The sequence below is a fragment of the Geobacillus zalihae NBRC 101842 genome, assembly GCF_001544135.1.
Classification (GTDB): domain Bacteria; phylum Bacillota; class Bacilli; order Bacillales; family Anoxybacillaceae; genus Geobacillus; species Geobacillus zalihae.
The window spans coordinates 116,485-129,381 of the sequence record NZ_BCPV01000002.1 but is presented as its reverse complement, the minus strand read 5'-3'; the positions used below and the strand labels follow the sequence as shown (position 1 = coordinate 129,381).

At 55.8% G+C, this 12,897-nt stretch carries 10 protein-coding genes and 1 pseudogene; 8 read left to right on the top strand and 3 right to left on the bottom strand.

Features of this window, described 5'->3' with window-relative positions; translation table 11 throughout:
* Window positions 1-82 precede the first annotated feature (82 nt).
* The gene (locus tag GZ1_RS02370) at window positions 83-1,585 is read left to right on the top strand and encodes a carboxypeptidase M32 (protein ID WP_301101690.1); all 1,503 of its coding nucleotides are present in this window, start codon (window positions 83-85) and stop codon (window positions 1,583-1,585) included.
* Window positions 1,586-1,718: 133 nt separating this feature from the next.
* Here GZ1_RS02370 and GZ1_RS02365 read toward each other — a convergent pair whose 3' ends face one another.
* The 3 genes from GZ1_RS02365 to GZ1_RS02355 are packed head-to-tail and all read right to left on the bottom strand — an operon-like array spanning window position 1,719 to window position 4,008.
* Entirely contained in the window at window positions 1,719-3,368 is a 1,650-nt protein-coding gene (locus GZ1_RS02365) for a b(o/a)3-type cytochrome-c oxidase subunit 1 (RefSeq protein WP_060787815.1), read from the bottom strand.
* 1 nt (window position 3,369) lies between these two features.
* Window positions 3,370-3,840, bottom strand: a complete 471-nt coding sequence (locus GZ1_RS02360; RefSeq protein ID WP_060787814.1) for a cytochrome c oxidase subunit II — start codon at window positions 3,838-3,840, stop codon at window positions 3,370-3,372.
* Between the two features lie 21 nt (window positions 3,841-3,861).
* Window positions 3,862-4,008: a cytochrome c oxidase subunit 2A gene (locus GZ1_RS02355; protein WP_015374723.1), complete on the bottom strand. Its 147-nt coding sequence runs from the start codon at window positions 4,006-4,008 to the stop codon at window positions 3,862-3,864.
* A 198-nt stretch (window positions 4,009-4,206) separates the two neighbouring features.
* Between GZ1_RS02355 and GZ1_RS02350 the strand changes: the two are divergent.
* The 7 genes and pseudogenes from GZ1_RS02350 to GZ1_RS02320 all read left to right on the top strand — a co-directional run.
* Window positions 4,207-5,166: pseudogene (locus GZ1_RS02350) on the top strand (nucleobase:cation symporter-2 family protein); the annotation flags it as partial.
* A 157-nt stretch (window positions 5,167-5,323) separates the two neighbouring features.
* Window positions 5,324-6,157: a hypothetical protein gene (locus GZ1_RS02345; RefSeq protein ID WP_060787813.1), complete on the top strand. Its 834-nt coding sequence runs from the start codon at window positions 5,324-5,326 to the stop codon at window positions 6,155-6,157.
* 586 nt (window positions 6,158-6,743) lie between these two features.
* On the top strand, window positions 6,744-7,811 hold the full coding sequence (locus GZ1_RS02340; RefSeq protein WP_060787812.1) for a type III polyketide synthase: 1,068 nt from the start codon (window positions 6,744-6,746) through the stop codon (window positions 7,809-7,811).
* The gene (locus tag GZ1_RS02335) at window positions 7,808-8,431 is read left to right on the top strand and encodes an isoprenylcysteine carboxyl methyltransferase family protein (protein ID WP_015374727.1); all 624 of its coding nucleotides are present in this window, start codon (window positions 7,808-7,810) and stop codon (window positions 8,429-8,431) included. The genes GZ1_RS02340 and GZ1_RS02335 overlap by 4 nt, the downstream gene beginning before the upstream one ends.
* A gap of 179 nt (window positions 8,432-8,610) precedes the next feature.
* The gene (locus GZ1_RS02330) at window positions 8,611-12,360 is read left to right on the top strand and encodes a dynamin family protein (RefSeq protein ID WP_060787811.1); all 3,750 of its coding nucleotides are present in this window, start codon (window positions 8,611-8,613) and stop codon (window positions 12,358-12,360) included.
* Window positions 12,360-12,548 carry a hypothetical protein gene (locus GZ1_RS02325; protein ID WP_013145453.1) on the top strand — a complete coding sequence of 63 codons (189 nt, stop codon included), beginning with the start codon at window positions 12,360-12,362 and terminating at the stop codon, window positions 12,546-12,548. The genes GZ1_RS02330 and GZ1_RS02325 overlap by 1 nt, the downstream gene beginning before the upstream one ends.
* Entirely contained in the window at window positions 12,545-12,820 is a 276-nt protein-coding gene (locus tag GZ1_RS02320) for a YpbS family protein (RefSeq protein WP_015374729.1), read from the top strand. The genes GZ1_RS02325 and GZ1_RS02320 overlap by 4 nt, the downstream gene beginning before the upstream one ends.
* The last annotated feature ends 77 nt before the right edge of the window (window positions 12,821-12,897 follow it).

Genomic DNA, 12,897 nt, shown 5'->3' with positions numbered 1-12,897 from the left:
TTTCTCGCTGGCAAGCAGGAAAATGGCACCTTGTTATGGAAATGATGATACGGCCATGAAATACATAGGGGGACTGAGTATAGTGAAACCAATCGAAGCGCAGTTTTTGCAATACGTGAAAAAAATGACGGGCTACCGCGAAGCGATTGGCCTCATGTATTGGGATTTGCGGACTGGCGCCCCGAAAAAAGGGGTCGAGCAGCGATCAGAAGTGATCGGCATGCTGTCAGAAGAAGTGTTTCGCATGTCGACATCCGAGGAGATGGCGGCCTTTATTGCCAAGCTGTCGCCCAAAGCCGTCTATGAAGAGCTCGATGATGTGACAAAGAAAACGCTTGATGAATGCAAAAAAGAATACGAGCGCAATAAAAAAATTCCAGCGGATGAATACAAAGAGTTTGTCGTGCTTTGTTCCAAAGCGGAAAGCGTTTGGGAAGAAGCGAAAGCGGCTGCTGATTTCGCCCGGTTTCGCCCGTATTTGGAGCAAATCATCGAGTTTCAGCGCCGCTTTATCCGTTATTGGGGGTATGAAGGACACCCGTATAATACGCTGCTCGATCAATACGAGCCGGGCATGACCGTCGATTTGCTTGACGAACTGTTCAGCCGCCTGCGCGAACGCATCGTCCCGCTTGTGCACGCCATTTCCGCCGCGTCCAACAAACCGAATGTGTCCTTTTTGTTCGCGCCGTTTCCAAAAGAAAAGCAGCGCGCTTTTCTGCTTGAGTTGCTTAAAGAGCTCGGCTATGATTTTGGCAAGGGGAGGCTTGATGAGACGGTCCATCCATTTGCGATCGGGCTCAACCCGAACGATGTGCGCATTACGACGCGCTACGACGAGCGCGACTTCCGCACCGCGGTGTTTGGCACGATCCATGAATGCGGCCATGCGCTGTATGAACAACACATTTCCGAGTCGCTTGTCGGCACTCCGCTTGCAAGCGGGGCGTCGATGGGCATTCATGAATCGCAGTCGCTCTTTTTTGAAAATATGATCGGACGCCACTATGCGTTTTGGAAGCGGCATTACCCGCGCCTTTTGCAATACGCGCCCACGCAGTTCGCCGACGTTTCGCTTGATGCGTTTTACCGGGCGATCAATGAAGCGAAGCCGTCGCTCATTCGTATTGAAGCGGACGAACTGACGTACCCGCTCCATATTATCATCCGCTATGAAATCGAAAAGCAGCTGTTTGCTGGGGAGCTGGAAGCGATCGACTTGCCGGATGTATGGAATGAGAAATATGAACAATACCTTGGCATCCGCCCGCACAACGATGCGGTCGGCGTGTTGCAGGACGTCCATTGGTCCGGCGGCAGCTTCGGCTATTTCCCATCGTATGCGCTCGGCTATATGTATGCGGCGCAATTCAAGCAAGCGATGGAAAAAGAGTTGGATGTAGCTGGGCTGCTTGAAGAGGGGAACATCGCACCGATCCGTGAATGGCTGACCGTTCATATCCACCAGTTTGGAAAAATGAAAAAGCCGCTCGAACTTGTGCGCGATGCGACGGGCGAAACGCTGAAAGCCGATTATCTTATTCAATATTTAGAAGAAAAATATAAGGCGCTTTATCGATTATAGAAACAGGCGCGTCAGTGCAAACATCGTTCTTACGCTGTTCGTTTCGTTTTTCTGTCGACAAAGTCCTATTATGTCTCGGTTTTATGCACATAAAGAGGAAGGTGTCCCGATCGCTTGGGGACACCTTCTTGTTTCACCATAATTTGTATCCTTTCGACCCCGGCGGAGCGTTTTGAATGATGTCGATGATCGGCACCGTATAGGCGATCAAAATGAGCGCAACGACGAGGCCGATCCAAAGCTTCCAGTTTTCAAGCGCCAGCGCAGCCCGTTCATACGGAGCAGCTGCCTCGGCGACCGGAAACTCCGTTTCGCCTTTCGGGGCGAAAAAGGCCAAGTTGATCACGATGACGAGAATCAAAATAATGCCGATGAACAAGATGGTGCCGCCGACCGCTTGCGCGATTTGGTACGGAATCCATTCAAGCGCTTGTGGCGAATTGCTGTACGTTGAGAACGCCGAGCGTCGCGGTGCGCCGAGCAGACCGGCAAAATGCATCGAGCCGGACATGAACGTCATCCCAACCGCCCAAACGATCGTTTGAATGATGGCGAGCCGGTTCATCGCTTTCGTCATCACACGGCCGGTCAAATGCGGAATGAGCCAGTATGACGCACCAAAAAATGTTAGGACGACAGTCGTTGCCACCGTTAAATGGAAGTGGCCGGTCACCCAAATCGTATTATGGACGACTTGGTTGAGTTGGTGCGAGGCGTTAATAATCCCGCCGGTGCCGGCCGGAATGAAAAACAGCATTCCGACAAACGGAGCGAAAAAGCGGGCGTCGCTCCACGGGAGTTTCCGCAGCCAGCCGAACAAGCCGGTCGCTCCCTGCGAGCGGCCGTACGATTCAAACGTCGCAAACATGGCGAACGCGGTCATGAGCGACGGAATGATGACCATGAACGTCAAGACGACTTGCACGTATTTCCAAAACGGCGAAATCCCCGGCTCAAGTAATTGGTGATGGAAGCCGACCGGAATCGAAAACAGCAAAAACAAGATAAACGCCAGCCGCGCGAGTGAATCGGAGAACATTTTGCCGCCGATCACTTTCGGAATGACGGCGTACCAAACCATATACGCCGGCAATAGCCAGAAGTAGACGAGCGGATGCCCGAAATACCAAAACAGCGTCCGGCTCAAGAGCACGTTCACCCGGTCGGTGAGCCCGAGCGACCATGGAATGAGCTGAAAGACAACGGTGGCGGCGACGCCAAGCGAACAGACGAGCCATAGCACCATATTCGTCACTGACATGAACGCCAGCAGCGGGCTCACTTGACCGCGGTGCGTTTTCCGCCAGCGGGCATAATGAGCGAACATCGCAAAGCCGCTCACCCAGCTGCCGACGACGACAAGCGCCAAGCCGATGTAAAAGCCAGCGTGCGCCTGAAGCGGCGCGTAAAACGTATATAAGACAGACGCCTGGCCGGTTAGGATGAAAAAGGCTGTGCAGGCCGTCCCTGACGTCATCATCCAAAAACCGATCCAGCCGAGCCGGCGCGAACCGTCCGAGAGCGCTCCGGTCGTGCGGCTGACGGCGGCAAACTGGAAGCCGATAATGAAAAACGTCGTCAGCACAAGCCCAAGCAAGACGCCGTGCGTCGTCAAAATCGTGTAATAGCTGATCCCAGCCGGGAGCTCAAACTTGCCGGAACGGACTAATGTTTGCAATAGGCCGGCGAACCCCCCGAGCGCGAGGGCGGCAAAGGCGACGAACAAATGGGCAAGCGCCAGTTTCGCATCGCGGCGATCGACTTTTTCCAACGGTTGTGCCATGTTACTCCACCACCTTAATGCGCGCCGTCATCATATGGTGGCCGGCGCCGCAATATTCGTTGCAAAGAATTGTATACTCGCCCGGTTTGTCAAACGTGGTTGTTAAGCTGTTCACATAACCGGGTTCGACCATCATGTTCACGTTCGTTCCCGGGATTTCAAATCCGTGGATGACGTCTTTCGAAGTGACGTTGATCGTCACTTTCGCTCCTTTTGGAATTTCGATCGCATTCGGTGTAAAAGAAAACGCGGCGACGACGATGTTCAACTCGTATTCCTTGTCTCCTTTTTTGACGAGCCCCGGATGATCAAACGGCGGGGTCGAATCGACTTTTTCTGGATCGATCGTTGTCAGGCAGCTCGGCGGCTGCTGTCCGGCGGCGAATGCACTTACGCCGACGACCGTCAAAAAAACGATCAAACAGCCGATGCCAAACGTAAGCCAAATTTTTTCATACTTATGGATGTGCATACCGATTCCCTCCTTTGCCGCTTACAGGCGGTGCAAAAATAAAAAGTAGACGCTGACCCAAGAAAAAATGACGAAAAAGCCGAGCAGAAACACAGAGGCCAGCGTGCCTTTGAGCGCCGGCTCTTTTTCCTGTTTCGTTTGCCGGGCCGCTGTGATCAGTTTTGCCATGCCGTATCCCTCCTCTTTGTTGGATTCATCCCCCATAACAGCCATTCAGCAGGTGCGCCAAACGGCCAATTTCCCTGCTTTGACACTATCATAACTGTACAAAACTGAGGCAACAGTGACTTTTCTCACAAAAACGATGCTGGAAGTGTGAACAAATGGTGACGTTTGTGAAAAAATGATGAAGACGTCATTTTCTCTCTGCGGACGTTGTTTCCGCCAGTTGTCACCGGTTCGGTTGTGACCGTCATTGGCTTGACGCTCATCCCGGCAGCGGTGAACAATATGGCCGGCGGACAAGGGGCGAAGGACTTTGGTGATCCGGCTAACTTGGCGTTGTCGTTTGGCGTGCTTGCACTCATTATCGTGTTGTACCGTTGCTTCAAAGGGTTCATTCGCTCCATTGCCATTTTGCTCGGCATGGCAGCTGGCACGGCGGCAGCGGCCATGATGGGGAAAGTGGACTGGACAGCGGTCGCTGAGGCATCGTGGGTTCATTGGCCGCAGCCGTTTTACTTCGGCGCTCCGTCGTTTCATGGCCCCGCTGTTTTCACAATGGTGCTCGTCGCGATCGTCAGCCTTGTTGAATCGACCGGCGTCTACTTCGCTTTATCCGACATTTGCCGCCGCCGGCTGACGGATGAGGATTTGGCGGGCGGCTACCGCGCCGAGGGATTGGCTATCATCATCGGTGGGCTGTTGAACGCATTTCCGTACACGACGTACTCGCAGAACGTCGGTCTTGTCCAATTGTCGGGCGTGAAAACGCGCAGCGTCATTTACGCCGCGGCGGCCTTCCTCGTCTTGCTTGGGTTCGTGCCGAAAATCGCCGCAGTGGCGACGATCATACCAGCTCCAGTTTTAGGCGGGGCGATGCTCGCGATGTTTGGCATGGTCATTGCCTACGGTGTGAAAATGTTAGGCCAAGTTGACCTAACTGTGCAAGAGAACTTGCTGATCATCGCCTGCTCGGTCGGCGTGGGGCTTGGGGTGACGGCGGTGCCGAACTTGTTTGCCGAGCTGCCGACCGGCTTGCGCATTTTAACCGACAGCGGCATCGTCGCCGGCAGCATGACCGCCATCCTCTTAAACGCCGTCTTCCATCTAGGCAAAGCGAGAAAATCAGTTGCCCTGCCGCTGCAGGAACAAAAAATTTCATAATGGTGTTGATCGCTTTTATAGCCATCTTCGTTTTCCGGCCACTGCTCGGGAAATGGGGGTGGCTTTTTTATTGGCGTGTCGATTGACAGAGAAAATGATAGAAACTGGTGGAGGGATGATGGTATAATGGAAAGCGAATAGGAAAGGGGGTGAAACAATGGATGAATGGGTGGAGCGCCTTTTCGATGAGCTGCGGCAAATACGGAATCAGATGGCGACCAAACAGGATGTTGTCCGGATGAATGATCGCATCGATCGGCTTGAACAAACGGTGAGCGCGACGAAAGAGGATGTTGCGCGGTTAAACGGACGCGTCGGGCAACTCGAAGAGACCGTGGCAGCGACGAGAGAAGACGTTGTCCGGATGAATGATCGCATCGGGCGGCTTGAGCAGACCGTGGCAGCGACGAGAGAAGACGTCGCAGCGCTGGATGGGCGCATCGGAACCATCGAGCGGACGATGGCAACGAAAGAGGATGTCGCAGTGCTGGATGAGCGCATCGGGACCATCGAGCGGACGATGGCAACGAAAGAGGATGTCGCAGTGCTGGATGAGCGCATCGGGACCATCGAGCGGACGATGGCAACGAAAGAGGATGTCGCAGTGCTGGATGGGCGCATCGGGACCATCGAGCGGACAATGGCAACGAAAGAGGATGTCGCAGCGCTGGATGGGCGCATCGGGCAGCTCGAAGAGACCGTGGCGGCCAACAGAGATGACATTGCGGCGCTCGACAGCCGGATTGGGCGCATGGAACAAACGATGGCGACGAAAGAGGACGTTGCCGAATTGCCGTTTATTCGGCAAGCTGTCGTGGAAACGTTAGAAACGCTCCATGAAATTTCGGCGATGAAACAAACCCTCACAGAAATGCAACAAAAAGTCAATGAAGTCATTGCCGGACAAGCGCGGCAAGAGCTCGTACTTCAATCCCTCGCTTTGCACTTGCTCGAGCATGAAAGTGAAATCCGCGCGCTAAAAGCGAGATAAATAACGAACCTCTCCTATTGTACATCCTCGCTGATGATCATGTTCCCTCCAAAACAGGCCGGTTTTGTCCGCGCCTGTTTTTTGATTGCAGCAACTTTTTTGGGCTGCGAAAACTAATATATATAAGTTGAAACTTTGTTTTACATCCAGTAGAGCGCCCACCGCATTCTATCAAAATGACTTGTTATGAAGGAAAACAGAATCGAACAATCGGAAAATCTTTATTGCAACTTATATAGATGCAACGAAGAAGTTTAACATATCCTTGACGGAAAAGCGGTTGGCCTCTTTTCGACTGTCGGAGGAAAGCCACAGGCTTCTCTGTCACGCCAAGGCGTGACGGAGGACCGAACAACCGCCTGCTTCACAGACCCATATATGGGTCTTTAAGCGGCGTTGTTCGGTCGCCCGACAGTCGATCAAATACTGGGTAAAAGTTGCAAATGGTAAAGCTTCAAATTGCATCTATATAGAGATCCATCCGCTGTTCCTGAAAAAACGGGTGTACAAACATATTTTCCATTGCATATAGTTTGGCTTGTTGCGCATCCTAATAGAATAAAGAGGAACAGACCGAGGTGTTTGTATGCCGGTTCTTTTATCCGTCGGCACAGCAAGGATGCCGTATACAGCCTCCCAAAACGAGGTGAAGCAGCATGTCGCCAGGCTGTTCGCCGGTCGAATGGCGCGTGCGGAGCGGCTGCTGCAGGCGTTTGACAACAGCGGCATTCATACGCGCACGTTTGTCCAACCGCTTGCCTGGTACAGCGCGCCGCGCGGTTTCGGTGAAAAAAATCGGGTGTACATCGACCGTGCCGTCCGCTACAGCCGAGAGGCGGTCAATGACTGTTTGCGCAAGGCTTCGTCCGGCCCTGTTTTGCATGAGGAGATCGATGCGCTGTTTTACATCTCAACGACAGGGCTGTCGACGCCGAGCATCGAGGCGCGGCTGATGAACGTATTGCCGTTCTCCCCTCATGCCGTAAGAGTGCCGATTTGGGGGCTCGGTTGTGCGGGAGGGGCGGCTGGGCTCGCCCGGGCAGCCGACTATTGCCGGGCGTTTCCGAATGCCAAGGCGCTTGTGATCGCCGTTGAGTTTTGCAGTTTGACGTTTCAACTCAATGATTGGTCCAAAAGCAATGTGATCGGTACGTCGCTTTTTTCCGACGGCGTGGCGTGCTTGCTTGTGGCCGGCGACGGAGCGGTGCCGACAGCTGGCGCGCCGCGTGTCATCGCCGCCCGCTCGGTGCTCATGCCCGGCTCGGAAGACGTGATGGGCTGGGATGTTCGTGACGAAGGTTTGTTTGTCATCTTTTCAAAAGACATTCCGGCGATTGTTCGCTCTTGGCTGCGCCCGCAAGTCGAGTCGTTTTTGCAGGAACATGGGTTAGGACTTGGGGATCTTCATTATTTCATCGCCCACCCGGGCGGGAGGAAAGTCATTGAAGCGTACGAGGAGGCGTTCGGATTCGGTCCGGAACAGACAAAAGCCGCTAGAGACGTGCTCGCCCGCTACGGCAACATGTCGTCGGCCACCGTGTATTTTGTGCTCGAACAGATGATGCGGCAGCCGCTTTCGCCCGGGCACGGCCTGCTTATCGCTCTCGGCCCGGGCTTTAGTGCGGAAATGGTGCTGCTTCAATGGGGGGGATGATCGTGCGGTTTTGGTTCGTGTTTTTGGCGGTTGCCGGCATGCGCGTCATTGAGCTTCGGCTTGCAAAACGGAACGAACAGTATGTGAAAGCGCTCGGGGCGCGGGAGTTCGGCGCTCGCCATTACCCGTTGATCGTATTGATGCATGTCGGTTTCTTTTTGTCGTTGGCTGTTGAGGCGCTTCGAAAAGGCGCGCGCCCGTCGCGCCGCTGGCCGCTTTTGTTTCCGCTTTTTCTTGTCGTGCAAGGGCTGCGCGTATGGACAATTGGGTCGCTCGGCCGTTTTTGGAATACGAAAATTTTGATCGTGCCAAACGGCCAAGTAGTGAAAAAAGGGCCGTACCGATGGCTTCGCCACCCGAACTATGTGGTTGTCGCCTTAGAGATCGCGCTGTTGCCGCTTTTGTTTCAAGCGCCGATCACCGCGCTTGTCTTTTCGCTTTTGAACGCATTTTTGCTGTCGATTCGCATCGCGGTTGAGGAAAGAGCGCTGGCGGCGCTCACCGACTACCGGGAGGCGTTTCGGGAGCGGCCGCGTTTTTTGCCCCGGTTAAGGGGGGAGGTTGCCATCCGCAAGATGCGGCAAGCTGAAAGCAGCGGACAAATGAAAAACAGCCCTTGAGCCGTCTATGATGGCATCTGTTCGCCGTTCGCCTGCGGGCGGCGGCAGGGCGTTGCCTCTTTCTCTATGTCATCCTGTCGGGTTACGGCGGGATTTTTCTTTTTTTTCTATTGGGAAACGGGGCGAAATGCAGTAAAATGAATGTAAATGACATTGACGGAAACAAAGGGGTTTTGGTCATGGGGCATATTGCGATTGAGCGGCCGTCATTGCGGCTGTGGCTTTCGAAAATGATCGACATGCACGATCAGCTTCAGTCCGCGGATGACCAGGAGCATGCGGACAAAGTGAAGCAGCTCATCGAAAAAGCGGCATCCGGTGAGCTCATTGTCGCATTTTGCGGCCATTTTTCCGCCGGCAAATCGAGTTTGATCAACGCGTTGCTCGGCGAGCCGATGCTGCCGTCCAGCCCGATTCCGACGAGCGCCAATCTCGTCAAAGTGAAAGCCGGTCCGGACTATGTGCGCGTCTTTTTCCACCGCGATGAGCCGGTCGAGTATGAACCGCCGTACGACCCGGACTTGATTCGCGCCCAATGCCGGGACGGGGAGACGATCGAATGGATTGAAATCAGCCGAACGACGGACGCCATCCCGCCGGGGGTTGCGATCCTCGATACGCCGGGCATCGATTCGACCGATGACGCCCACCGGCTGGCGACGGAGTCAGCGCTTCATTTGGCGGATGTCGTCTTTTACGTCATGGATTATAACCATGTGCAGGCGGAATTAAACTTCCAATTTACAAAACAATTAACAGATGAAGGAAAGACCGTTTATTTGATCATCAACCAAATCGATAAACATCGCGACGACGAGCTGCCGTTCGCTGAATTTCGCGCCTCGGCCGCCGAGGCGTTCCGGCGTTGGGGGGTTGAGGCGGCCCGTTTGTTTTTCTTGTCGCTGAAAGACCCGTCACATCCGCACAACGAATGGCATGAGCTTGTCGCTTGTTTGCGCCGGTTGTTTGCCGACAAGGAGGAATGGCTCGTCCGCGGCGCCGAGTCGGCGTTAAAACGGATCGCCGACGGCCATCTTGAGCATCTCCGCGCGCGGCACGAGCCGCTTGAGCAAAAGATTGAGGCGCGCCTCGAGGCGCTTGGCGGCGCCGATGACGAGGCGGCTGCCATCGCGGAGCTCGATCGCCTTGAGGCGGAGCTTGCCGATTGGCAAACAGCGCCGTCGCGGGCGGAGGAGGCGTTCCGTTCGGAGCTTGAGCGCGTGCTGCAAAACGCGTACGTGATGCCGTTTGAGACGAGGGAGCGGGCTGAGGCGTACTTGCAGGCGATGCAACCGAATTTCAAAGTGGGCTTGTTGTTCGCGAAGACAAAAACGGAGCAAGAGCGCAAGCGGCGGCTTGAGGCGTTTTATGAAAGCGTCAAAGCGCAAGCGGCGGCGCAAATCGAATGGCACGTCCGCCAGCTCCTTGTTCAGTTTGGGAAAGAATGGCATGCTGATGACGATTGGTTCAGCGAGTGCCAGCAATGGACGGCGGAGTGGGATGAGACGATGCTTGCCGGCCTCGTCAAACAAGGGGCGGAATCAAGCGGCGCCGCGCTATTAAATTATACGGATGAGGTGGCGGCGGCGCTGAAAAAACGCTACCGCGACTCGGCGCTCGCCTTGTTTGCCGAACTGAAGGAACAAATCGCCAAACGGGCGGCCGCCCAAACAGAAACATTGAACGGACAGCTTTCGGCGGCGCGCGAAAAAGTGGAGCTCGCCGCCCGCCTCGCCCGCCTCAGAGCCGAGCGGGACGAGCGCCGGCGTGCGTTCGAGCAGCTGATCGCTGCTCCATGCGAGTCTGCATCGCTTGATGAAAACCGTCTCGCCGCGTTGACGGCGCCGCCGGTCTTCCGGAAAGCGCGTCATGCCGAGGCGGCAAAACCGCAAGCAGCATCCAAGCCAGCGGAAACAAGCCGTCTTTCCGTCAAAGAGCAAGCGCTCGGTCAGGAAGCGGCCGGCCTCGGAGTGAGCGAAAGAGCGGACGAAGCTCGGACGCTTTCAAGCGGCGGAAAACAGCGGAGCGAAGAGGCGGCCGATCGGCTTGAGGAGGCGGCGGCTTGGCTTGAACGGTCCGAAATGCTTGGCCGCTTCGCTGGACCGTTGCGCGACAAGGCGCGTCGGCTTCGCGAGCGATCGTTTACCGTCGCCTTGTTTGGCGCCTTCAGCGCCGGCAAATCGTCGCTGGCGAACGCCTTGCTCGGCGCCCCGCTTCTGCCATCGTCGCCCAACCCGACAACCGCCGCCATCAGCAAAATCGCCCCGCCTGATCACAAGCATCCGCACGGCACGGCGGTGGTCAAGGTGAAAAGCGAACCGAAAATTTGGGCGGATGTGCAATCGTCGCTTCGGCAGTGCGGCCATGAGGCGGATACATGGGATGAAGCGCTCCGCCTTTGCGCCCGCCTGGCCGAATCGGGAGCCGAACATCCGGCGCAAAAGCCGCATGTGGCTTTTTTGGCAGCTGCCGCGGCCGGCTATGAGCGGATGAACGGTCGATTCGGGGAGATCGTCTCCATCGGTTGGGAAGAACTCGAGACGTATGTCGCTGACGAAGCGGTGTCATGTTTCTTAGATGAGGTCGTGTTGTACGCCGACTGTCCGCTCACCCGCCAAGGGGTGACGCTTGTGGATACTCCGGGGGTGGATTCACTTAACGCCCGCCATACGGGAGTGGCGTTTCATTACATGAAGCATGCTGATGCGTTGTTGTTTGTGACGTATTATAACCATGCGTTCTCGAAAGCAGACCGCGAGTTTTTGCTTCAGCTTGGGCGCGTGAAAGACACGTTTGCGCTTGATAAAATGTTTTTCGTCATCAATGCGGCTGATTTGGCCCAGTCGAAAGAGGAGCTTGAGGCCGTCATTTCCTATATGAACGGAGAGCTGGCGCGCTTTGGCATCCGCTTTCCGCGCCTTTATGCGCTCTCAAGCCGCTTGGCGCTGGCGGAAAAAACGGGGGCCGAGCCCGGTCCGCGCGGCGTCTTGGCGGACTCCGGCTTGTCTGCCTTTGAAACCGACTTCTTCCGCTTCTTAACGGAAGAACTGGCGGAAGTTGCCGTCGAGAGCGCATATGCCGAGCTTGAGCGGGCGCGGCGGACGGCAGAGGAATTCGCGCGCGCCGCCGGGCAAAGCGAAGCGGAAAAAGCGGGGAAACGGCAGGCGCTTGAGGCGGTGAAAACGAAGATGCACGCCGTGCTTGCTGGCATTGATGATGCCTACGGCCGGCAGGCGCTTCGCCAAGAAGTCGACGAATTGCTCTATTACGTCAAGCAGCGCGTCTTTTTCCGCCTCAACGATGTGTTTAAGGAGGCGTTCAACCCGGCGGTGCTCCGCGACGACCAAGGCCCGGCGCGTCGGGCGCTTGAGCGTTGCCTCGACGAGTTGCTCGCATCGGTTGGCTTTGATTTGGCCCAAGAGTTGCGGGCGACGAGCTTGCGTGTTGAGTCGTTTTTGCACAAACAGCTGGCCGAGCAGTTCTCGCGCCTATTCCATGAGCTTCGTCGTTTCGATGATGCGCTCGCGCTCACGCCGCCTGAGCCGTTTGCCTTTTCGGCGCCGGAGTTTGCCAACGCCCTTGGGGATGTAGACCGGGTGCGGTTTACCAAGGCGCTTTCGCTGTATAAAAACGCCAAATCATTTTTTGAGCGCGACGAAAAGCGGCGGATGAAAGAGGAAATTGAGGCAGCGCTTGTCGAGCCGATCGACGCCTATTTGGCTGAGCAAAAAGAGCGGCTTGTGGCGACGTACGCAGAACAATACAAGGCTGCCGTCGCCGCACTTTCGGCCGCTCTCGCGGAACAAGTCGACAGCTATATGGAGGGCTTGCTTGCCGTGCTCTCCGCAACGGCGGATCATGAGGCGCTCGCCCGCATCGAAGCGGCGCTTCGCGGCCTTCTTTCGGGCCGCGGCGGGGAGGCGCGTTGATGAACCGGTTTCACGCTTGCGCTACATGCATCCACTACCGTATAGAAAAGCGAGCCGACGGGCTGTACACGTATTGCCGCCGGCTCGGCTATGCGACGAAACCGAACTATCGGTTCAACTGTTGGACGCCGAAACCGAACGTCCGGCGTTTGATGGAAAAAGAAGCAGGAAAGGACGAGGACCATTGAGCGAAGTGCATCACGCGATCACTGCCCATGTGCAAAAACAGCATACCATCTTGAAGCAATTTGCTATGCTCGACGCCGAGCGCGAGCGGCTCATCGACGAAGCGGTCGAGCGGTGCCGCCGCGGCGAGCCGTTTACGGTTGATGGGATCAATGAAGTGACGAAGCGGATGAACGAACTGGCCAAAAGCGGCCTCGTGCCGGCGCGCCGGTGCGTGACGCCGGAGATGGTGCGCGAGTACGTGAGCCGGCTTGAAGGGAAAGAGCGGTCGTGACGATGGCGAGCGCTGGCTGAGCGTGTCGGCGCCGCCGGCGTCCTGTTGATGATTGGCTGCTTTCCGTTCCGATCAAG

Coding starts and splice junctions, on each gene's coding strand:
- GZ1_RS02365 (WP_060787815.1), bottom strand. CDS start 3,368: ATGGCACAACCGTTGGAAAAAGTCGATCGCCGCGATGCGAAACTGGCG.
- GZ1_RS02360 (WP_060787814.1), bottom strand. CDS start 3,840: ATGCACATCCATAAGTATGAAAAAATTTGGCTTACGTTTGGCATCGGC.
- GZ1_RS02355 (WP_015374723.1), bottom strand. CDS start 4,008: ATGGCAAAACTGATCACAGCGGCCCGGCAAACGAAACAGGAAAAAGAG.
- GZ1_RS02345 (WP_060787813.1), top strand. CDS start 5,324: ATGGATGAATGGGTGGAGCGCCTTTTCGATGAGCTGCGGCAAATACGG.
- GZ1_RS02340 (WP_060787812.1), top strand. CDS start 6,744: ATGCCGGTTCTTTTATCCGTCGGCACAGCAAGGATGCCGTATACAGCC.
- GZ1_RS02335 (WP_015374727.1), top strand. CDS start 7,808: ATGATCGTGCGGTTTTGGTTCGTGTTTTTGGCGGTTGCCGGCATGCGC.
- GZ1_RS02330 (WP_060787811.1), top strand. CDS start 8,611: ATGGGGCATATTGCGATTGAGCGGCCGTCATTGCGGCTGTGGCTTTCG.
- GZ1_RS02325 (WP_013145453.1), top strand. CDS start 12,360: ATGAACCGGTTTCACGCTTGCGCTACATGCATCCACTACCGTATAGAA.